The organism is Streptomyces sp. NPDC001351 (genome assembly GCF_042896045.1).
Taxonomy (GTDB): Bacteria; Actinomycetota; Actinomycetes; order Streptomycetales; family Streptomycetaceae; genus Streptomyces.
The window spans coordinates 208,938-229,850 of the sequence record NZ_JBIAWS010000012.1 but is presented as its reverse complement, the minus strand read 5'-3'; the positions used below and the strand labels follow the sequence as shown (position 1 = coordinate 229,850).

Sequence of the window (20,913 nt, the reverse complement as noted above, 5' to 3'; positions counted from 1 at the left end):
CGTGTCAGGAGGTGGGCAGCCAGACGCGCATGGCGCCGTCCTGCCGGTTGGCCCAGGCGTAGTAGGGGATCGCCGTGAGCTCGACGGACTCGCCGTCCGTGGGGGCTTCATCGGGGTGGGCGGGCCGGTACGGCCACCAGCCCGCGTCGGGGATGTCGCGCCGCCGCCCGGCCGCCACGACCGTGGTGACCCCGCCGAGCAGGTCCGGGCGGTGCTTGACGGCGAGCGGACGGCTCGGATCGAGGACGATGTCGTCGAGACCGCCGCCCGGATGGTCGACCTGCTCCAGGCAGTACACGAGCGGCCCGCGTTCGATCGCCGCGCAGCCGCGCACGGCGTCGACGCGCGGGTCGCCCGCCGTCAGCCGCGGCTCGAGGCCGAGCTCCAGGACGACCTGGTCGCCCGGCGCCCAGGTGCGCTCGATGCGCAGCCAGCCCTCGGCGACCGGAGCGTCGGTCTGGTCGTATGTGACCTCGCCGCACCGCACCCGGAACTCGCGGCACCACTGCGGGATGCGCAGCGACAGCGCCCAGGGCCGGTCGGCCGGGCCGTCCTCGACGGTGAGGGCGATCGTGCCGTGCCAGGGGTAGTCGGTCTCGGCGCGCACGGCGATCGGCCCGGCGGCGTAGCGGCCGGTGACGTACTGGTGGATCTGCAGGCCGTCGTCGTCGCCGGTGGCGAGGTAGTGCTCCAGGCCGGCCAGCAGCCGCATCACGTTCGGCGGGCAGCAGGCGCAGCGGAACCAGCGGGTGCGGCGGGCCGACTGGTCGCCGCCGGGGTCGGTGTGGCCGTCGCGGACCTGCAGCGGGTTGACGTACAACCACTGCTCGCCGTCCAGGGAGACGCCCGCGAGGAAGCCGTTGAACAGGGTGCGCTCGATCAGGTCGCCGTAGCGGGCCCGGCCGGTCAGCAGGGCCATGCGCCAGCTCCACTGCACGGAGGCGATGGCGGCGCAGGTCTCGCAGTAGGCGCGCTCGTTGGGGAGTTCGTACGGGTCGCCGAAGTCCTCCTCCTCGTGGTGCGCGCCGAGCCCGCCGGTCAGGTGGGTCTTGGTGGTGGTCATGGCCTCCCACAACCGCTCGGCGGCGGCGCGGAGTTCGGCGTCCCCGGTCTCCGTGGCGAGGTCGGTGGCGGCGGCCAGCAGGTACAACTGCCGTACTGCATGCCCCTCGACATTCGTCGCCTCGCGCACCGGCACCCGGTCCTGGCAGTAGGCCTCGCCGCCGAGCAGACCGTGGCCGTGCCGGTCGACGAAGTAGCCGGCCAGGTCCAGATAGCGGCGCTCGCCGGTCTCCCGGTACAGCTCCACCAGCGCGGTCTCGACCTCGGGGTGGCCGTCGATGCCGTCGATCTCCTTGCCGCTGCCGGGCGGGCCGAAGACGGAGTCGATGTGGTCGGCGAACCTGCGGGCCACGTCGAGGAGTTCACCGCGTGCGGTGGCCCGGTGGTGGGCGACCGCCGCCTGGATGAGATGGCCGGCGCAGTACAGCTCGTGGCCCCACCGCAGGTCCTGGTAGCGCTCGCCGCCCTTGACCAGCTGGAACCAGGTGTTGAGATAGCCGTCCGGCTGCTGGGCGGCGGCTACCAGGGAGACGATCCGGTCGACGTCCGCCTCCAGCTCGGCGGAGGGGCCCTGAGCCAGCTGCCAGGCCGCCGCCTCCAGCCACTTGTAGACATCCGTGTCGACGAACGGGTACGCGCCCTGGAACTCGCCCTCGGCCATGCCCGCCGCCAGCCGCAGGTTGTGCAGGTTGCCCGCGGACTCCAGCAGGCCGGGGCCCTGCGGGATGGAGGTGCCGGCGTTGACCTGGCGGCGGGTGTGCCAGAAGCCACCGGCCACTTCTACGGCGGCGGGGCGCAGGACGGCACGGGCATCAGGGCCGAGGCGGACCGGGCCGGTGGGGGAGGGCTGGGCGGAGCGGGCGCGGGGCATGGCTCTCCGGGAGGTGAAGGGCGGGGCGGCGGGACAACAGCTGAGCAAAACGATGAGCAACCGTTTTCCTCGCCGAGCAGTAGAGTGGAGCCAGGGAATCGCGGTCAAGAGCTCTGCACGCGTTTTCTCTTGTTGCTCAAGGACTGGTACTCCATCCGGCCGCCTGACAGCATGGGGCGCGCCCACATGACGATGAACGACCACTGATCGACGAAGATCCAGCACTGAGAAAAGGATTGCCCGTGACCGAAGCCGCTCCGCGATCCACCGCCGCCGGCCGGGCGAAGCTCGCCGACGTCGCCGCCCTCGCCGGCGTCAGCGTCGGCACGGCCTCCAAGGCGCTGAGCGGCAGCGGCCGGATGCGTCCGGAGACCCGGCAGCGGGTGCTGGACGCCGTGGAGACGCTCGGCTTCCGCCCCAACCAGCATGCGCAGAGCCTGCACACCGGACGCAGCTGGACGGTCGGGCTGATGACGACGGACGGCATCGGCCGCTTCAGCACGCCCGTGCTGCTGGGCGCCGAGGACGCACTCGGCGCCGGGAAGATCTCGGTGCTGCTGTGCGACACCCGGGGCGACACCATCCGCGAGCAGCACCACCTGCGCAATCTCATGGACCGCCGGGTCGACGGCATCATCGTCACCGGCCGGCGCACGGACCCGCGCCCGCCGCTGAGGGGCCTCGAAGGCATCCCGGTCGTCTACGCCCTCTCCCCGTCCACCGACCCCTCCGACACCTCGGTGGTCTCCGACGACCGCGGTGGCGCCCACCTCGCCGTCGAGCACCTGCTCGCCACCGGCCGCACGAAAATCGCCCACGTCACCGGCCCCGAACACCACGCGGCCGCCCGCGACCGCGCCCGCCACGCCGTCGACCTGCTGGAGCGCTCCTCCCTCCCACTCGCCACCGGACGCGTCCACTTCGGGGAGTGGAGCGAGGCCTGGGGCCGCCGGGCCGCCGACGCCGTCCTGCGCACGGCCCCCGACACGGACGCCGTCTTCTGCGGCAACGACCTGATCGCACGAGGCGTGGCCGACGCACTGCGCGAGCGCGGCGTGGACGTACCCGGCCGGATCGCCGTCGTCGGCTACGACAACTGGGACACCATGGCCCTGGCCTGCCGGCCGCCGCTGACCACGATCGACATGGACCTCACCGAGATCGGCCGTATCGCCGCCCTGAATCTGTTGCAGGCCATCGACTCCGAGGCGGTGCCGGGAGTGCACACGGTGCCGTGCCGGCTGGTGGTGCGTGAGTCCACCTGACCGCCGTTGCCGCGGCGTTGACGGATCCCCGCCGGGCTCCCGACGATGACCGGCATGCGTTTCCTACGGCGAATCCGTGACGACCTCTCCACGGGAGAGAACCTCGAGCTCTACGTCACGGCCCTCCTGTCCCTGACCCTCGCCGTACTCGGCGTGTTCGACGTGGCCGGCGGCAAGGTCCTCGCCGCCGCCACCCTGGCGACGCTCGCCCTGCTGGCCGGGAGCCTGCTGGGCAGCCGGCGCCAGATCGCCGACCTGGCCGCGGAGGTACGGGCCGACCGCTCCAGTGAGGTCTCCGCGGTGGACTTCTTCAGCCGTGACAAGCCCGAGGCCGTCGAACAGGTCCGCGCTGCACGGGACATCAGGATCGTCGGTGTCACCCTCGCCCGCACATTGCGCAACCTCGTCGACGAACTGGAGCACCGCGCCACGGGCGGCGCGGTCGTCAAGGTCGCACTCATGGACCCCGTGTCCACGGCACCCGCGGAGGCCGCCCGGCGCAGCACCATCGCCGACCGGCCCGAGGTCTACGAGAACCGGCTGCGCCCCTCGATCGACCTGCTCAAGGAACTCGTGGAGAGGCCGGGAGTGGACGGCAGGGTCGAGGTCAGGTTCCTGCCCTTCGTGCCCGCCCACGGGCTGATGCTCCTGGATCCCGGACGGTCGAACGGCGTCATTTACGTCGACGTCTACTCCCACAGCTCGGCCAGCGGCGACGCCGTCTTCACGGTGAAGCCGGGGCGCGACGGCCACTGGTACGAACACTTCCAGGCCGAATTCGAACGGGTGTGGGAATCGGGCCGCCCGGCCGGTGAGGGGGACGGCTTCCCTCATGCCCGGTGACGGGCGCGGCGAGGTGTTCACTGGACGTTCAGGCAGGCGACAGTTTGTTCGGTCCCCAGTGAGTAGGTTCCCCTTCATGGCGACTGCACAAGCAACTGACAGCAATCCCGGCGAGCTCAAAGACGTCCCGGGCTGGTTTCCGCCGTTGGACCAGGTCCTGTTCACCTGGTTCCTCGAGCGTCAGGAAACGCGTGGTTTCCGGGGCGACTTGCTGGAACTCGGCGCCTACATGGGCAAGAGCGCGATCCTGCTCGGCCAACACCGCCAGGACGGCGAGGAGTTCACCGTCTGCGACCTCTTCGGCGGCGACGCCCCGGACGGCGCCAACCAGGCCGAGACGGCGAAGTCGTACTCCTCGCTCACCCGGCAGGCCTTCGAGCGCAACTACCTCTCCTTCCACGACACCCTGCCCAGGGTGATCGAGGCCCCCACCTCCGTGATCTCGAAGGAAGTGGCCCCGGGCAGCTGCCGCTTCGTCCACATCGACGCCTCGCACCTCTACGAGCACGTCCACGACGACATCGGCGCGGCCCGCGACCTCCTGGTGCCCGACGGCATCGTCGTCCTCGACGACTTCCGCTCCGAGCACACCCCCGGTGTCTCGGTCGCCACCTGGGAGGCTGTGCTCAACCGCGGACTGCGCCCGATCTGTCTCAGCACGCAGAAGCTGTACGGCACTTGGGGTGACCCGGAAACGGTGCAGGAGGAGCTGCTGGCGATGCTTAGGGACCGCACGGACGTCGGTCTGAGCGTCCAGGAGGCCGCGGGACACTGTCTGGTCCGCACCCGCGCCCAGAAGGGGATGCAGCCGCCGCCCTTCCCGCGCTCCCGGTACTACACGGCGCCCGAGCCGCCCGCATCCCCGGCGCCGGCCTCTGCCCCCGCTCCTGCCGCCCCCGCGGCTTCAGCGCGCCGTCGCCCCCGCTCCCGGGTCCGCCGCATCGGGGTGGACCTGCTGCCCCCGATCGTCACCCGGGCGATACGCCGGGCTCTCGCGCCCGGCGCTCAGGGTGCCCCAAGGCGTCCGTTCGCGCAGTAACCCCGGATCTCGTCCGCGGTGAGCGGGTGGGCCCCGTCCTGCCCGCTCGGCTTCCGTCGGAGCTCTGGCCGAGGAGAGGCTCCGCTAGACCTTCCCGGCCAGGTTCTGCGTGCCGATGACGGAGATGAGATCCAGCTTCTCGGCGGCCTCGGTGCCCGGTTCGGCCGAGTAGACGAGGATGTGCAGGTCGTTCTCCTCCACCCGCAGCAGGTCGCAGTCCAGCGTGAGCACGCCCACCTGGGGATGCTCGACGGTCTTGCGTGAGGCCGCCATCCGGCCGACGACACCCGCGTCCCACAGCTCGGCGAACTGCTCGCTCTTAGCGCGCAACTCCGTTATCAGACGTCGCAGTTGACGGTCGGCCGGATAGCGGGCGGCGGTCGTCCGCAGCTCGGAGACCATGCCGACCTGGAAGGCACTCCACTCCTGCGGGGTGTGCCGCACCCGGCTCGGAAACCCGAGGAAGTTGCGCCACACGCCGTTGCGTTCGAACCCCCGCAGGCCGGACGGGTCGCCCATGAGCGCCGCGTACATCGGGTTGGCCACCAGCAGCGTCATGGCCGCGTCGGAGACCGCGACCGGCGTGTCGACCAGCCGGTCCAGCAGCCGCTGGACGCTGGGCGTGATGAACCCGGGCACCACGTCGGGACCCGGCGGCACCAACTCCGCCAGACCGTACAGATACGCGCGCTCGTCCCCGGACAGCCGCAGCGCCCGGGCCAGCGCCTCGACGACCTGCCCGGAGGGGTTGGCCGCCCGCCCCTGTTCGAGACGCGTGATGTAGTCGACCGAGATCCCGGCCAGCAGGGCCAGCTCCTCGCGCCGCAGACCGGCCGCCCGCCGGTGGCCGCCGGAGGGCAGACCCGCCGCCTCCGGGGCGACCCGGTCGCGCCAGCGCCGCAGTGCCCGTCCGAGTTCCGTCGCCGTCATGCCCCCAGTGAACACCGCGCTCCGCGCATGTGCCTGGTACTCCGAGTCCCAGGAAGAAGGGTCTCCTGGCTGATGGGGGTGGGGCGCCCCAGTCTGGACGCATGACGACAACACTGATCACCGGAGCCAACAAGGGCATCGGCCACGAGACCGCCCGCCAGCTCATCGCCGCAGGTCACACCGTGTACGTGGGGGCCCGCGACGCCGAGCGCGGACGCCGGGCCGCAGCACAGCTGGGCGCACGCTTCGTCCTGCTCGACGTCACCGACGACGTCACGGTCGAGGCCGCGGCCAAGAGCATCGAGGCCGACGGCGGGCTCGACGTACTGATCAACAACGCCGGGATCGAGACCCGCGGCGAGGGAAACAGCGTGCCCACCGCCGAGACCGTGACCGCCGACCAGATGCGCAACACCTTCGAGACCAACGTCTTCGGCGTCGTCCGCGTCACCCACGCCTTCCTGCCCCTGCTGCAGCGCTCGGCCGCGCCGGTCGTGGTCAACGTCAGCAGCGGCCTCGCCTCGCTGACCCACCTCTCCGACCCGGACCACCCCGCGCACTTCTACCCGGGCGTCGCCTATCCGACGTCCAAGACCGCGGTCAACATGCTGACCGTGCAGTTCGCGAAGGCGTTCCCGAACATGCGGATCAACTCGGTCGAGCCCGGCTTCACCAAGACGGACCTCAACGGCAACACCGGCACCCAGACCGTCGAGGAGGCCGCCCGGATCATTGTGCGCATGGCCCAGATCACGCCCGACGGCCCGACCGGCGGCTACTTCGACATCAACGGCCCGCTGCCGTGGTGACGTCTGCCGTCTGCGTGGCGTCCGCGGCTCGACAGGAAGCCTGCCGACGAGTACGCGGCCTTCGCTGATCACCGGCGAGCGCGACGGCGACGAAACGCCGCCGTCCGGCCTTATGTGCAACCAGGTGGTTGCACATAAGGCCGAGGATGTGCAACCGTTTGGTAGCGCATTCGGACGAGACGAGGTTGCCGTGATTCCCGACTCCATCGAACGGACCATCGTGATCAACGCTTCCGTGGAACGGGTCTGGTCGGTGCTGACCGAACCGGCCTTCCTGGGGGAGTGGTTCGGCAACGGGGAACCCGTGAAGATCGACCTGCGGCCGGGCGGGCTGCTGCTGTTCGACCACGGGGTCCACGGTGCCATCCCTGCCCGCATCGAGAAGGTCGAGCCGCCGCACACCTTCTCCTGGCGCTGGTCGCAGGGCGCCGCAGGCGAAGAACCGACGGACTCCAACGCGACGCTCGTCGAGTTCACCCTCACCGCGGACGAGGCCACGGCAGGCACCCGGCTGACGATGACCGAGACCGGCTTCGCGCACCTCGGGCTGCCGGTCGACGAGGCGGTTGACCGCCACCGCGCGAACAGCCTGAACTGGCCTGGCAAGCTCGACCGGCTGCGCACCCAGTGCGAGCACGCCCGGGCATGACCGGCACGCACGACGGCGCACCGGCCCCCGAGGACGTCCTGCTGGCGCTGGCCGACCCGATCCGCCGGCAGATCCTCGGCGCCCTCGTCGGTGAAGGCGGCGCGACCTCCACCTCGCTCGCCGCGGCCCTGCCCGTGACCCGCCAGGCGGTGGCCAAGCATCTGGCGGTCCTGGACCGCGCGGGCCTGGTCCGAGGCCGGCGCACCGGACGGGAAGTCCGCTACGAAGCGCATCTGCAACCCCTGGAGCGCGCGACCCGCTGGCTCAACGCCCTCGCCGCCCAGTGGGACCGCCGCCTCGACGCGATCAAGGACATCGCGGAGCGGGAAGAACCGTCCTGAACGGCCATACGCCAATGCGCCTGGGCCGGCCGCCGCGAGGGCCCAGCAATGTGTGCTGCTCGCCCTGACGCCGTGGCCGCGCGCGAACATCCACATGCCCTTTCCCAAGGAGACGTCGGGCCCAAGTCCCGCCTGGTTCCCGCCCATTTCCGTGGTCTGGATCACACGCCGTGAATTGAGTGGGGGCGCCTGTGGGATTCCGTACCCCTGCATGACGAGTGACGCCCGGATGCAAGGATGAGGCGCCATGACAGCAGGGTGGTGTTCTCGCACGATACGGGCCGCGGTGTTCGCGGCCGTCTGCGTGCTGCTCGCCGCCCTGGGCCACACCCTGATGTCCGGCAGCGACGTGCCCGCCTGGGCGTTCGCCGCCGGAACGGCCGCCACCGGGTCCGTCGGCTGGGGCCTGGCGGGACGGGAGCGCGGGCTGCCGTTGATCGTGGCGACCGTGGTCGCCGTCCAGACGGTGCTGCATGAGGCGTTCTCGCTCGCCCAGTCGGTGACCGAGTGGTCCGACGCGTCGGCTTCCATGGACATGAGCGGCATGGGCTCGATGCACATGACCTCCATGGACATGGCCCGCATGGATCACATGGATCACATGGATCACACGGCGTCCGGCGGTTCGTCGTCGGGCATGCTCGCCGCCCATCTGCTCGCCGCGCTGCTGTGCGGGCTGTGGTTGGCGTACGGCGAGAAGGCCGCCTTCCGTATCCTCCGGGCCGTCGCCGGATGGCTGGCCGCTCCGCTACGGCTGCTGCTCGCCCTGCCGGACACCCCGCCGCGTCCGCGCCCACACCTGCGGCGCCGCCGCTCGGACCGGGCGCCGCGTCTCCTTCTTCTCGTCCACGCGATCACCTCTCGGGGCCCGCCCGTGGGGACGGCTGCCGCCTGACGGCAGTCGGCTTCCCGAGGCTGCCCGTGCGCGCCTCGGGCCACGGCCGTACGGCCGCACCGGCGCCGTAGCGCCTTCGCGCCGTAGGCCGTACCCCCACTCACCGGACTGCTCGCGCCCTCGCGCGCCCCGGTCCGGATCACGGTCGACCTGAGAAGGACACCAGGTGATTACCTCTGCCTTGCCGACCTCGCGCGTCACACAGGACAAAGCGGCGGCGCTCGACGAGTCGATCACGGCCTGGGCGCTCGCCGCCCGGGGCGGCGACGCGGACGCCGTCGAGCAGTTCGTGCGCGCCCTGCAGCGCGATGTCCAGCGCTACGTCGCCCACCTGTGCGCCGACCCGCAGGCGGTGGACGACCTCGCGCAGGACACCTTCCTGCGCGCACTGGGCAGCCTGCACCGCTTCGAGGGGCGTTCCTCGGCGCGCGCGTGGCTGCTGTCCATCGCCCGCCGGGCCGTCATCGACAGCTACCGCCACGCCGCCGCCCGGCCCCGCTTGTCCGACGCAGCGGACTGGCAGCTGGCCATCGAACTGTCCCAGCCGCTCGACCTGCCCGGCTTCGACGACGGCATCGCCCTGCTGGACCTGCTGGCTGCCCTGCCCGACGAGCGCCGAGAGGCGTTCATCCTCACCCAGCTGCTCGGTCTCCCTTACGCGGAGGCCGCCGAGGTCAGCGACTGCCCGATCGGTACGGTCCGCTCCCGCGTGGCCCGCGCCCGGGCCAGCCTGATGGACCTGCTGGACGACGCGGAGGAGCCCGCCGTGCCGACGGCGGTCTGAACCGTCGTGCGAGGGTGTCGGGGCGGTCCGCTCCGACACCCTGGGCGGTGAGCCCCTCCTCCGCCTCCCGCTCCGGGATGCCCGCGAATCAGCCGTGCCGCGGCCATCAAGAAGCGCTCGTCGCCACGATGGTCGTTGCGATCAGCATCGGCGTGGGACCGGCCCCTGCGACCCGGCGCTCGACCAGATTGTCTGGAACTTCCGCACCCCGCGGGTGGTCCTGGCCGCCCTGGCCGGCTCGGGTCAGGCCGCGTCCGGCGCGGTGCTCCGGACGGTGGTCTCCAACCCCCTCGCCGACCCCGCCTTCCTCTCCGTCACCAGTTACGTCCAACTCCGGTCGACCCCCAACGAGTTGCGGACGGTCATGTTCTGGATGCTGGACAGCGTCGCGGGCGCCCAGTGGGAGCCACCCCGTGTCCCTCGTCCCGGCGATGGCGCAGCCATCACTGACCGCTGCGCCGCAGCCGCACGCGGTACGAGTAGTGCTCCGGCAGGAAGTGGCTGATGGCCAGTTCGACGAGCTGACCGGCGACCGTCTGGTAGACGCGGTCGATGCGCAGCAGGGCGCGGCCCGGTTCACAGCCCAGGTGTTCGGCGATCTCCGGCGAGGCCTCGGCTACGGTGATGCTCTGCTCGGCCTCGGCGATCGGTTCGGGCAGCCGCTGGTCGAGCAGACCGATGACGGTGAAGGCATTCGGTGTGCCCGGTAGCGTCAACTCGTCGACGGACTGCAGCAGTTGGCCGACGGAGGGCGGCAGCCAGACCGACGTGTGGCAGAACGCGACGTCCTCGTGCCACCGTAGAAAAGCCAGCTTGTGCACCCGGTCCGTGTTCAGGCCCAGTCGTCCGGCCGCGTCGACGTCGACCCGTCGGTGCAGAGGCGTCACGACGTCCATACGGGTGTCGATGGACAGCCCCATCAGGTCGTCGACCGAGCCGAACTGCCGCAGGTACTGCTCCTCGCGGGGCGTGGCGAACGTGCCGCGCCCGGGCACCCGGTAGACCAGTCCCTCGGCCACGAGGTCCTGGAACGCCCGGCGCACGGTCTGCCGGCTGACCCCGTAGGTCTCGGCCAGCTCCGCCTCGGTGGGGAGCCGGACACCGTCCGGGTAGTCGTGCCGAAGGATCGCCGCCCGCAACTCTTTCCCCAGCCGCGAGTACGTGCTCTCCCGCTGCGGTTGCTCAGCCATCGAGACCGCCCCTTGCCACCAACTGTGCCGCGATGACGTTTCGTTGGATCTCGTTCGTGCCCTCGCCGACGATCATCAGGGGTGCGTCACGGAAGTACCGCTCCACGTCGAACTCCGTCGAGTAGCCGTAACCGCCGTGGATCCGTACCGCGTTGAGCGCGATCTCCATCGCCGTCTCCGAAGCGAACAGCTTCGCCATGCCCGCCTCCATGTCGACCCGGCGCCCGCCGTCGGCCAACCGGGCCGCGTGCAGCGTCAGTTGGCGGGCTGCCGTGAGCTTGGTCGCCATGTCGGCGAGGTAGTTGCCGATGGACTGGTGGCGCCAGATGGGTTTGCCGAACGACTCCCGTTCCTGGGCGTAGCGCAGCGAGTCCTCCAGGGCTGCCCGCCCCACGCCGAGCGCCCGGGCGGCGACCTGCAGCCGTCCGGTCTCCAGCCCCCTCATCATCTGGGCGAAGCCGTGGCCCTCCTCGCCGCCCAGCAGCGCGTCGGCCGGTAGGCGGTGGTCCTCGAAGGACAACTCGCAGCTCTCGACGCCCTTGTAGCCGAGTTTGGGCAGATCGCGCGAGACGACGAGGCCCGGACCGTGCTCGGCCAGCAGGACCGACATGCCCGCATGACGGGGACTGGCGGCCGGGTCGGTCTTGCACAGCAGTGCGATCAGGCCGGCGCGGCGGGAGTTGGTGATCCAGGTCTTCGCCCCGTTGACGACGTACTCCCCGCCCTCGCGGCGCGCGATCGTCGTCATCGCCTGCAGGTCCGAACCGCCGCCCGGCTCGGTGAGCGCCATCGTGGCGCGCACCGCCCCGGTCGCCAGCCTCGGCAGATGGCGCTCCTTCTGCTCCTGCGTGCCGTACAGCACCAGGAGCTTGGCGACGACGGTGTGCCCGCCCATCGCTCCGGCCAGGCTCATCCAGCCGCGCGCGAGTTCCTCGGTGACGAGTACGAAGCACGGTGTGGAAACCGGGTTGCCGCCGTACTCCTCCGGGATCGCCAGGCCGTAGATGCCGAGTTCCTTCATCCGCTCGATGAGGTGCTCGGGATAGGTGTCCGCGTGCTCCAGCTGCCGGACGACGGGCTCGACGTCCTTGTCGACGAACTCCCGCACGGTCCGGACGACGAGGAGTTCGTCGTCGGAGAGGATGTCCAGGACGCTCATGGGGCGCAACTCCAGATCGTCGGAGGTCAGATGACGGCGTCGGCGCGCAGCGCCCGGATGTCGTCGGGGGAGTGGCCGAGGCCGGTGAGGATCGCGTCCGTGTGCTCGCCCACCGCCGGCACGGGATCCATGCGCGCGGGGATGCCCGCGAGGTCGGCCGGCGGGAGCAGTGCCTGCACCGTCGCGCCGGGCACGGCCACCTCGCGCCAGCGCTCGCGGGCCGCCAGCACCGGATGGTCCAGGAACGCGGCGACGTCGTTGACCCCGGCGCACGCGATGCCGATCTCCTCCAGGTCCTTCAGGACCTCCTCGGCGTCGGAGCGGGCGCAGCGCTCGGCGACGATCGCGTTGATGTCGTCGCGGTGCGCGACGCGGTCGGAGCCCGTCGCGAAGCGTGGATCGTTCGTCAAGGCCGGCTGCCCGAGGAAGTCCGCGCACAGGACGGCCCACTCGCGCTCGTTCTGGATGGAGAACAGCACCTGCTTGCCGTCGGCCGTCGGGAAGGCGCCGTACGGTGCGATGGTGGCGTGCTGGGTGCCGAGGCGGGCGGGCTGACTGCCCCCGTAGCGCGTGTAGTTCGCGGGCTGGCCCATCCACTCCGCCAGCGCCTCGAACAGGGACACCTCCACCGGGTGCGTCCGGCCGGTGGTGGCCCGCGTGTACAGGGCGGTGAGGATGCCTGTGTAGGCGTACATCCCGGCGGCGATGTCGGCGACGGAGATTCCGACACGCGCCGTCTCGTCCGCGGTTCCGGTGAGGGAGACCAGACCGGTCTGGCACTGCACCAGCAGGTCGTACGACTTGCGGTCGGCCCACGGCCCGCTCGTGCCGTAGCCGGAGATCGTGCACGGGATCAGCCGCGGGTAGCGGTCGGTGAGCGCGCCGACGCCGAGGCCCAGCCGGTCGGCGGCGCCGGGCGCGAGATTCTGTACGAACACGTCGGCGTCGTCGAGGAGTTGGTGCAGGATCTCCATGCCCCGCGAATCCTTCAGGTCCAGCGTGAGGGACTCCTTGGAGCGGTTGAGCCAGACGAAATAGCTGGAGTGGCCGTGGACCGTCGTGTCGTAACGGCGCGCGAAGTCGCCTTCGCCCGGCCGCTCCACCTTGATGACCCGGGCGCCGAGATCGGCGAGCTGCCGGGTGGCATAGGGAGCGGCCACGGCCTGCTCCAGGCTGACCACCGTGATGCCCGACAGGGGAAGCTGATGCACCGTCATGCCTCCTGGCCCTCGTAAGGGATGTACGGGAAGTGCTTCCGCAGCACCTCGGCCCCGCCCGCCCACGTCAGTCCGTCCAGCAGGGCCGGTACGTCCGGACCGCAGGCGGCAGCCTTGGCCCGCAAGTCGGCCTCGGACAGTGGACGCCCGGGAGCACCGGGCGGCAGCGCCGGCTCGGTGCGCACTCGCCGCCGTCGGCGAGGGCGATGCGCAGGGAGACCCGGCCACTTGCCTTCCAGGCGGGTCGCCGGGCGGTCGTGGATGAGCGGGTGGACGGTTCCCGCCGGTGTGCTCACGGTGACGGCGCCGACCTCACCGCGGACCTGGCCGCGCACCTCGCGCAGGGCGGCGATGGGCCGCTGCATGGCAGAGCAGCAGGGGAAGAGCTTGACGGCCAGTCCTCCCGGGACGGCCGGGGCCGCCGGGAAGTCCGCGGCGGGCTTGCCGCCGACCCGCTCCAGCCGGGCCTCCAGGACCCGCGGATCGGCGGTGGCACCCGCCCGCGCCAGCCGTGCCGCCCGTACGCCCGCCTCGGCTGCGAAACCGACCTGCAGCGACTCGCCGTGTGTCCCGAAGGCCTCCTGCCCGCCGCCGGCGGCGGGCACGGCGAGCGCCATCGCGGTGGCGAGCCCCGTCACGTCCAGGCCGAGGGCGAGCCCGGCCGCGACCGCGGCGGCCGGGGCACCCGCGGTGCAGGTCGCATGCCGGCCCGCCGCACAGTGGCCCCAGCCGAGCATCGCGCCGAGCCGTGCCATGACTCCCGCACCGGCGAGATACGCCCGCGCGTCACCGCCGGCCGCACGCACCGCCGGGACGGTGACCACGGAGATGTGCGTGGTCGTGTCGGTGTGCGGAGCGTCGAAGTCGAGCACGTGCGCCATGGCCGCCCGGCGCGCCGCGTCCGGCAGCGGAGTGGTGAGGCCGCGCAGGGGATGCGTACGGGCGGCCAGCGCGACGGTCAACGGTCCCCCCGGGGATTGGGTACCTGCCTCCACTCTGGTTTGTACGGCCAAATTCGTGGCCCTGTCAACGCTGTCCTCAGCGCCATGACCTGTGCCTTGGCGCACTGACGTGATGTGTCGGAGCGGACACCGGGAACAATGGCGAGACTTTGTACACAACAATGCGCCCGGGGTGAGAGCCAGGCGGCCGTCGCCGCCGGTGTCAGCGCCACGTCAGTGTTTGCCCGATGCCCGTCAGCGTTGCGTCATGAGCCGGCGGAACACCGGGGCGGGCAGGCATAGCGTCATCGGTGCGCCCCGTTCCGCCTCCCCGCGTGCGGGGCGCTCAGCCACTCGCCCGACCCGGGCCCCCGGGTCCCCTGTCCCCCTGGAGGCGTCCCATGGCAGACATCCTGTCCGGCGAAGACCCGGAACCCTCTGATCCGTTCCCGGTCGGGCCACTGTTCGTTCCCGTCCGGCCGGGACCCTCCGGGTGTGTGACATGTGTCTTCCGCACCCCTCTCGGCGACCGTACGGCGGTCGCCTTCACCTCCGAGAGCCGGCTGGCCGCGACGCTCGGCCCCGGGCAGGCGTGGATCAGGCTCGCCGAGCCGGCTCTGCGCGCGCTGACCGCACCGCTCGGCGTCACCACCGTCACCTTGGATCCCCAGTTCACGGCCCGGCCCGTCCGGCCGGTGAACCCCGTCGTTCCCGCGCTCGCTGTACGCGTCGGTTGAGAGGGAGGCCATCATGACCACTGTTCACGACAGTGCCGTCACCACCATCGCCGGTGACCTCTCGGTCTGGCCCGCGTCCACCGCCGAGGCCCAGCCGGGCGACCTGGCAGTGGGCGGCGTGCCGCTCGCCGAGATCGCCGAGCGCTTCGGCACGCCCGTCTACGTCCTCGACGAGGCCGAGGTCCGCGACCGCTGCCGTACCTATCGCAACGCCTTCCCGGACACCGAGATCCTCTACGCGGCCAAGGCGTTCCTGTGCCGCGCGATGATCCACTGGATGGACGAGGAGGGCCTCGGGCTCGACGTCTGCTCGGCCGGCGAACTGGAGCTGGCCGTCATGAGCGGGTTCCCGCCCGAGCGGATCGTGCTGCACGGCAACGCAAAGTCGCCACGCGACCTGGAATCGGCGCTGCGCCTCGGCGTGGGCCGCATCGTCATCGACAGCCCGTCGGAGATCGCCCGGCTGGCCGCCGCCGTCGGACCCCGGGGCCACCAGAAGGTCATGGTCCGTGTGGTGCCCGGCATCAGTGCCGGCGGCCACGAGAAGATCCGCACCGGCACCGAGGACCAGAAGTTCGGCCTCAGCATCTCCGACGGATACGCCCAGCACGCGATCGCCCGGATACTGGGCCAGCCGCAGCTCGAACTCACCGGCCTGCACTGCCACTTGGGCTCGCAGATCACCAGCGTCAAGCCGTATCTGGCCGCGGTGCGGCGCCTCGTGGGTCTCATGGCCCGTCTGCACGAGCAGCACGGCCTCGTCCTGCCCGAGCTCGATCTCGGCGGCGGCCACGGCATCGCCTACCGCTCCGGTGAGCGGGCGCTGGACCTGACCACCCTGGCCCGCAAGGTCCGTGCCGAGCTGACCGAGGCGTGTGCGGCGGCCGGGCTGGCCGTTCCCCGCCTGATCATCGAGCCGGGGCGGGCCATCGCCGGACCCGCGGGCATCGCTCTCTACCGCGTGCTCGTCGTCAAGCGCACCGCAGGTCGCACCTACGTCGCCGTCGACGGCGGCATGAGCGACAACCCGCGCCCGGCCCTGTACGGAGTGCACTACGCGCTCCGTCTCATCGGCCGCCACACCACCGCCGACCGGGCGCCCGTCACCGTCGTCGGCCGGCACTGCGAGGCCGGCGACGTGCTCGCCGCCGACGTCGAACTCCCCGCGGACGTACGTCCCGGAGACCTGCTCGCCGTTCCCGTCGCCGGCGCCTACCACCTCTCCATGGCCTCTGGATACAACCTGGTCGGCCGCCCGCCGGTCGCCGCCGTACACGAGGGCCGCGCCCGGCTCCTCGTACGCCGGGAGTCCCTGGACGACATCCGCAGCCGCGACGTTGGCCTCTAGGGACACCCGGGGCATGACGGTGTGGTCTCCCCGACCCCGCCCCACCCGGCGCTGCTAACGTTGCGGGCATGTCCAACGAGCCGCCCGGCCTGCGGGCATCGCATGAGGATCGCGACCGCGTCGTGGATGTGTTGCGGGTCGCCGCCGGTGACGGCCGACTCAGCGCCGAGGAACTCGACAGCCGGCTGGAGAGCGCGCTGTCGGCCCGGACGCTCGGCGAGTTGGCCGAGCTCACCACCGATCTGCCCGTCACGCCCGCGATGAAGGGCAGAGACCTCCTCGTCGTCGAACAGCACGGCGGCAAGTACGTACGGGACGGACGCTGGTCGGTACCCGCGCGCATCGAGCTGCGCACCCAACTGTGCCGAGTCACCTTCGACTTCAGCCACGCGGTGACCACCTCGGACGTCCTGCGGATCGAGACGGACATGGCCCACGGCAAGCTGGTTCTCGTCGGCTCGTCCGACATCCTGATCGACACCGACGGGCTCAACCTCACCTACTCCAAGCTGAAGCTCCGCTCCAAGAAAACCGCTGACGATCCGCGCCTGCGCATCGAACTCGTCGGAACGCTCGTGCACGCGAAGGTCATCGAGAAGCGGCGGTGACGTGCCCGTCGGTGCCCGGTGCGTCGCGACGACTCAGATGTCCCGGCTGGGAGCGCACAGCACCATCACCGCGCGGGCGACCAGTTCGCCCGCGCCGCCGAGTTCCCTGCGGTAGCGGCCCGTCATGCCTCGTACCGTCTCGGCGAAGGCCGGATCGGCGGCGCGGGCGCCGGCCGGGGGCGGGAGTTCCTGGGCCATCGCGCGACGGCGTGCGAGGAGCGCGATGATCTCGTCGTCGAGGCGCTCGATCCGGTCGAGTGACAGATCCGTCGTCAGGCCGGCCGCGTGGTTCGTCATCAGAAGGGATCTCCGTTTCGCCGGCGGGAGCCGGATCGCGGCACCCGCGCGTCCTGATCGCAGTTGGTCCTTCATCACCTTGCCCGCGGCGATGAGCGGCAACGCCTCACAGAACCCGGCGGATCGGGACCGACGGCTCAGGCTGCTTCCTCGACGCTCGGCTGCGCCGTCTCCGTGGGGTCGGCGATACGGCGGGGCAGCAGCAGCGGGGTGGCCAGGACAAGGACGCCGGCGGCGGCGATCGCCGCGCGGGGGCCGGTCAGGCCGGCCAGCAGGCCCCAGAGGGCGGTCATCGCGGCGGTCGTCGCCTTGGTGGTGACCGACCACGCGGAGAGCGTGCGCGCCACCCGGCCCGTGTCCGTCCGCCGCAGCCGAATGGTGGAGTACACCGGGTTGAAGACGGCACAGGACACGATCACGCCCAGCTCCACAACCATGACGAGCACCAGCCCGGCCGTGCCGCGCCCGACGAAGGCGAGCCCGATCGGCCAGCACGCGCGCAGCGTCCCCGCGACCAGCAGCACGCGGCGCTCTCCGAACCGCGGCACGAGCAGGCGGGCCAGCCGCGAGCCGATCAGGCCGCCGATGCTGGGTACGGAGAAGGCCAGGCCGTACTGCCAGGCCGCGAAGCCGAGATCGCCGACCATCAGCACGGCGAGCAGCGGAAGCGACACCATGATCAGGGCGTTGTACAGCACCGTGTTGAAGAACAGCGGTCGCAGCGTCGGATGAGCCAGGATGTACCGCCATCCTTCGAGCAGGCTGCCGGCGGGCGCGCGCCCGGCCCCCGGCTCCGGCCGTACGGGATGCGGCTCGGTCCCGCCGATCGCGCGGATCCCGACGGCCGACAGCAGGAAGCTCACCGCATTGGCCACCACGGTCATCACCGGCCCGAACACGCCCATCGCGGCTCCGCCCAGGGGCGGCCCCAGGATGGTCGCGGTCCACTGGGTCGCCTCGAACCGCGCGTTCGCGGTGAGCAGGTCCTCCGGCGGCAGCAGCGACTTGACGAAGGCCCCGCTCGCAGCGGTGAAGCTGATGTCGGCCGCGCCGACGACGATCGACACAACCAGAAGTTGTACGAAGGTGAGCGCGCCGAGCGCGAACGCGACCGGAATGGTCAGCAACACCCCACAGCGGACCAGATCCATGGACATCATCACGGGCCGCTTGCGGCGGAACTCCATCCACGGCCCGAGTGGCGTCGCCACCGCCGCACCCACCGCGAGCCCGGCCGCCGACAGCACCGCCACCTCGGTCGCCCCGGCATGCAGCACGATCACCGCTATCAGCGAGAACGCGTCGAAGGCGAGCCATGTCCCGATCGCGCTGACGGAGTACGCCCCCCACAGCCATCCGAACTGCCGCCCCAACGCCTGCCCGCCCCGCATGCCGACCTCCCCGTCCCGCCCGAATCCCGACCGGCGACATCAAAGCCGGTCACGAGGCGCGGGGGCAAACAACCGACGCGCCGGTCGTCCGACAACCGGAAGTTGTGGGCCGACCGGTGACCGGCCGTTGTAGAAAGGGGCGCGTGGACATCGACGCAGTGCGCACTTTCGTGGCCGTCGCGGACGCCGGACAGTTCCGGGAGGCCGCTCTCGGCCTGGACGTCACCCAGCAGGCCGTCTCCAAGCGAGTCGCCGCGCTGGAGAAGGACCCCGGCGCGCGGCTGTTCACCCGCACTGCCCGGGGCGCCCAGCTCACCGTCGACGGCCAGGTCTTCCTCCCTCATGCCCGCGAACTCCTGCAGGCGGAGGAACGCGCCGCGGCCTCCGTACGGCCCGGCCGCCGTGCCCTGCGCGTCGACGTGATCGGCCGTCGGCTCGCCCCGGCCGACCTGATCAGGGACTTCCACCGCGCCCACCCCGACTCGGCCCTCGACGTCGTGACGCTCTTCGACGCCGACGCGGCGATCTCCGCGGTGCGCTCCGGCACCATCGACGCGTCCTTCCGCGCGCTCACGCTTCCCGCGCGGCAGCTGCCCGACGGCATCGAGGCAGCCCGTGTCCACGACGAGCCCCTCGAACTCCTCACCGGCCCCCGGCACGCGCTCGCCTCGGCCCGCTCCGTCACCCCGGCGCAGCTGGCCGGGCACCGGATCTGGATGCCCGGCAACGTCGCGGGCACCGAATGGGCCGCCTACTACGACGACCTGGCCGCGGCGTTCGGCTTCACCATCGAGGTCACCGGTCCCGACTTCGGCACCGAACCGCTCCTCGACACGATCGCCGACTCCTCGCTGCTCGCGACCTTCGTCGGCGTACAGACCCGCATGGTGTGGCCGGCCGACCACGACCTGCGCCGCATCCCCGTGCGCGACCCCATGCCCGTCTACCCGCACTCGCTGATCTGGCGCGCCGACAACCCGCACCCGGCCCTGGCCTCGCTCCGCGCCCACCTAGGCACCGCCCGGCGGGACGCGGACACTTGGACCCCGACATGGGCGCAGTGACGGCGAAGGGTCCGGGGGCAGCGCCCCGCGCCAGCGGACAATAGCCGGTGCAGATGGGCGGGCGGGAAGCTGCAGACACCGGATGCGCGGATCCGCCCGCCGCCCGCAAGCCCGTCGACGGCTTCGGTACCCGGCCTCCAGTGGCGCTCACCGCGGCCGGGGGATCGCGCCCCCGTTGTCGAGGGTTACGGCGGGGACGGTGGAGGGCAGTGCGCCGCGCTCCTTGCGAATCGGTGGATCAGCGCGGTGCGGCGTCCGGGACGTGCTCGGCCGGTGCGGACGCGGCCACGACCCGGCCGGCCGGCCGGGTCCGGCGGTCGAGGAAGGCCGCCAGGAAGGACAGCAGCAGCGCGCTGCCGGCCAGCAGGGCGCCGACCCAGTTCGGCGCCGTGTAGCCAAGCCCGGCCGAGATGACGAGGCCGCCGAGCCAGGCGGACAGTGCGTTGCCGAGGTTGAAGGCGCCGATGTTGGCGGCGGAGGCCAGCGTCGGGGCGGCCGAGGCCTGGTCGAGCACCCACTTCTGCAGCGGGGGCACGGAGGCGAAGCCGAGCGCACCGATCAGCGTCAGGGTGAGCGCGGCGAGAACCTTGTTGTGGGCGGTCGCCGTGAACAGCAGCAGCGTCAGGGACAGGGCGCCGAGCGCGGTGAACAGCATGGGCATCAGGGCACGGTCGGCGAACCGGCCGCCCACCAGGTTCCCCAGGAACATCCCGCCCCCGAACAGCACCAGCAGCCAGGTCACCGCGCCGGCCGAGTAGCCGGCGACCTCGGTCATCATCGGCGTGATGTAGGTGATCGCGGCGAACACCCCGCCGAAGCCGAGGACCGTCATCGCCATCGCGATCCAGACCTGCACGTTGCGGAAGGCGGCGAACTCGGTACGGACGGTGCCGGACTCCGGGCGGCCCAGCTCGGGCACCAGCTTCGCCACCCCCACGAGGCCTGCGATGCCGAGTGCGGCGACGGCGGTGAAGGTGACCCGCCACCCGGCGGCCTGGCCGATGTACGTGCCCAGCGGGACGCCCACGACGTTGGCGACGGTCAGGCCCGTGAACATCAGGGAGATCGCGGACGCCTTCTTCTCCGGCGCGACCAGACCGGCCGCGACCACGGAGCCGATGCCGAAGAACGCGCCGTGCGCGAGGGAGGCGATCACCCGGCCGGCGAGCATGACACCGAAGGTGGGGGCGAACGCGGACAGGGTGTTGCCCACCACGAACAGGCCCATGAGGAACATGAGCATCTTCTTGCGGGAGACCTTGGTGCCCAGGATCGTCAGCAGGGGCGCGCCGAAGACGACGCCCAGGGCGTAGCCGGAGACGAGCCAGCCGGCGGTGGGGATGGAGACGCCGAAGTCACCCGCGACCTCGGGCAACACGCCCATGATCACGAATTCCGTGGTGCCGATCCCGAAGGCCCCGATGGCCAGGGCCAGGAGGGCGAGAGGCATGGGAACTACCTTCCAGGCGATTG

General features: G+C 71.5%; 21 protein-coding genes and 1 pseudogene. 13 read left to right on the top strand and 9 right to left on the bottom strand.

Translation table 11 applies throughout. The features are described 5' to 3' along the window. Positions 1-4: 4 nt before the first annotated feature. Positions 5-1,933 carry a glycoside hydrolase family 127 protein gene (locus ACFY1U_RS37065; RefSeq protein ID WP_390698429.1) on the bottom strand — a complete coding sequence of 643 codons (1,929 nt, stop codon included), beginning with the start codon at positions 1,931-1,933 and terminating at the stop codon, positions 5-7. A 242-nt stretch (positions 1,934-2,175) separates the two neighbouring features. Between ACFY1U_RS37065 and ACFY1U_RS37060 the strand changes: the two genes are divergently transcribed. From ACFY1U_RS37060 to ACFY1U_RS37050, 3 genes are all read left to right on the top strand, one after another. Further along, positions 2,176-3,198, top strand: coding sequence for a LacI family DNA-binding transcriptional regulator (locus ACFY1U_RS37060; RefSeq protein ID WP_390698428.1), 1,023 nt, complete (start codon positions 2,176-2,178; stop codon positions 3,196-3,198). 54 nt (positions 3,199-3,252) lie between these two features. Further along, the gene (locus ACFY1U_RS37055; RefSeq protein ID WP_390698426.1) at positions 3,253-4,041 is read left to right on the top strand and encodes a hypothetical protein; all 789 of its coding nucleotides are present in this window, start codon (positions 3,253-3,255) and stop codon (positions 4,039-4,041) included. Between the two features lie 76 nt (positions 4,042-4,117). Then, positions 4,118-5,080, top strand: coding sequence for a class I SAM-dependent methyltransferase (locus ACFY1U_RS37050; RefSeq protein ID WP_390698425.1), 963 nt, complete (start codon positions 4,118-4,120; stop codon positions 5,078-5,080). Positions 5,081-5,164: 84 nt separating this feature from the next. On the opposite strand, the gene ACFY1U_RS37045 is transcribed toward ACFY1U_RS37050, so the two are convergent. Further along, on the bottom strand, positions 5,165-6,010 hold the full coding sequence (locus ACFY1U_RS37045) for a helix-turn-helix transcriptional regulator (RefSeq protein WP_390698424.1): 846 nt from the start codon (positions 6,008-6,010) through the stop codon (positions 5,165-5,167). A 101-nt stretch (positions 6,011-6,111) separates the two neighbouring features. On the opposite strand from ACFY1U_RS37045, the gene ACFY1U_RS37040 reads away from it, so the two are divergent. The 6 genes and pseudogenes from ACFY1U_RS37040 to ACFY1U_RS37015 form a co-directional block, all read left to right on the top strand. Beyond that, entirely contained in the window at positions 6,112-6,819 is a 708-nt protein-coding gene (locus ACFY1U_RS37040) for an SDR family oxidoreductase (RefSeq protein WP_390698423.1), read from the top strand. A gap of 190 nt (positions 6,820-7,009) precedes the next feature. Continuing rightward, positions 7,010-7,468, top strand: a complete 459-nt coding sequence (locus tag ACFY1U_RS37035; RefSeq protein WP_390698422.1) for an SRPBCC domain-containing protein — start codon at positions 7,010-7,012, stop codon at positions 7,466-7,468. Further along, positions 7,465-7,809 carry an ArsR/SmtB family transcription factor gene (locus ACFY1U_RS37030; protein WP_390698421.1) on the top strand — a complete coding sequence of 115 codons (345 nt, stop codon included), beginning with the start codon at positions 7,465-7,467 and terminating at the stop codon, positions 7,807-7,809. The genes ACFY1U_RS37035 and ACFY1U_RS37030 overlap by 4 nt, the downstream gene beginning before the upstream one ends. 247 nt (positions 7,810-8,056) lie before the next feature. After that, positions 8,057-8,704, top strand: a complete 648-nt coding sequence (locus tag ACFY1U_RS37025) for a hypothetical protein (RefSeq protein ID WP_390698420.1) — start codon at positions 8,057-8,059, stop codon at positions 8,702-8,704. 166 nt (positions 8,705-8,870) lie between these two features. Beyond that, positions 8,871-9,488: a sigma-70 family RNA polymerase sigma factor gene (locus ACFY1U_RS37020; RefSeq protein ID WP_390698419.1), complete on the top strand. Its 618-nt coding sequence runs from the start codon at positions 8,871-8,873 to the stop codon at positions 9,486-9,488. Positions 9,489-9,633: 145 nt separating this feature from the next. Further along, positions 9,634-9,894, top strand: a pseudogene (locus ACFY1U_RS37015) (iron chelate uptake ABC transporter family permease subunit); the annotation flags it as partial. 37 nt (positions 9,895-9,931) lie between these two features. Here the strand turns inward: ACFY1U_RS37015 and ACFY1U_RS37010 are convergent. From ACFY1U_RS37010 to ACFY1U_RS36995, 4 genes are read right to left on the bottom strand one after another with little or no spacing between them, the layout of a single operon-like run. Beyond that, entirely contained in the window at positions 9,932-10,678 is a 747-nt protein-coding gene (locus ACFY1U_RS37010) for a GntR family transcriptional regulator (protein ID WP_390698418.1), read from the bottom strand. After that, a complete protein-coding gene (locus ACFY1U_RS37005) occupies positions 10,671-11,837 on the bottom strand; it encodes an acyl-CoA dehydrogenase family protein (protein WP_390698417.1) in 1,167 nt (388 codons plus the stop codon). The genes ACFY1U_RS37010 and ACFY1U_RS37005 overlap by 8 nt, the downstream gene beginning before the upstream one ends. Before the next feature lie 26 nt (positions 11,838-11,863). Beyond that, a complete protein-coding gene (locus ACFY1U_RS37000; protein ID WP_390698416.1) occupies positions 11,864-13,054 on the bottom strand; it encodes a CaiB/BaiF CoA transferase family protein in 1,191 nt (396 codons plus the stop codon). Next, a complete protein-coding gene (locus ACFY1U_RS36995; RefSeq protein ID WP_390698415.1) occupies positions 13,051-14,016 on the bottom strand; it encodes an MmgE/PrpD family protein in 966 nt (321 codons plus the stop codon). Before ACFY1U_RS36995 ends, ACFY1U_RS37000 begins: the two co-directional genes overlap by 4 nt. Positions 14,017-14,396: 380 nt before the next feature. Between ACFY1U_RS36995 and ACFY1U_RS36990 the strand changes: the two genes are divergently transcribed. The 3 genes from ACFY1U_RS36990 to ACFY1U_RS36980 all read left to right on the top strand — a co-directional run bounded on the left by ACFY1U_RS36990 (position 14,397) and on the right by ACFY1U_RS36980 (position 16,688). Further along, the gene (locus tag ACFY1U_RS36990; protein ID WP_390698414.1) at positions 14,397-14,732 is read left to right on the top strand and encodes an SAV_915 family protein; all 336 of its coding nucleotides are present in this window, start codon (positions 14,397-14,399) and stop codon (positions 14,730-14,732) included. A 13-nt stretch (positions 14,733-14,745) separates the two neighbouring features. Beyond that, entirely contained in the window at positions 14,746-16,080 is a 1,335-nt protein-coding gene (lysA, locus tag ACFY1U_RS36985; protein WP_390698413.1) for a diaminopimelate decarboxylase, read from the top strand. 68 nt (positions 16,081-16,148) lie between these two features. Next, positions 16,149-16,688, top strand: coding sequence for a DUF1707 domain-containing protein (locus ACFY1U_RS36980; protein WP_390698412.1), 540 nt, complete (start codon positions 16,149-16,151; stop codon positions 16,686-16,688). A 33-nt stretch (positions 16,689-16,721) separates the two neighbouring features. Here the strand turns inward: ACFY1U_RS36980 and ACFY1U_RS36975 are convergent, their stop codons facing one another. Beyond that, positions 16,722-16,985, bottom strand: coding sequence for a hypothetical protein (locus ACFY1U_RS36975; RefSeq protein ID WP_390698411.1), 264 nt, complete (start codon positions 16,983-16,985; stop codon positions 16,722-16,724). 137 nt (positions 16,986-17,122) lie between these two features. Then, positions 17,123-18,376, bottom strand: coding sequence for an MFS transporter (locus ACFY1U_RS36970; RefSeq protein WP_390698410.1), 1,254 nt, complete (start codon positions 18,374-18,376; stop codon positions 17,123-17,125). A 143-nt stretch (positions 18,377-18,519) separates the two neighbouring features. Here ACFY1U_RS36970 and ACFY1U_RS36965 point away from each other — a divergent pair, with 143 nt between their 5' ends. Continuing rightward, positions 18,520-19,440 carry a LysR family transcriptional regulator gene (locus ACFY1U_RS36965; RefSeq protein WP_390698409.1) on the top strand — a complete coding sequence of 307 codons (921 nt, stop codon included), beginning with the start codon at positions 18,520-18,522 and terminating at the stop codon, positions 19,438-19,440. Positions 19,441-19,678: 238 nt separating this feature from the next. On the opposite strand, the gene ACFY1U_RS36960 is transcribed toward ACFY1U_RS36965, so the two are convergent. Then, complete coding sequence (locus ACFY1U_RS36960) at positions 19,679-20,890, bottom strand: MFS transporter (RefSeq protein WP_390698408.1); 1,212 nt, start codon at positions 20,888-20,890, stop codon at positions 19,679-19,681. Positions 20,891-20,913: the final 23 nt, after the last annotated feature.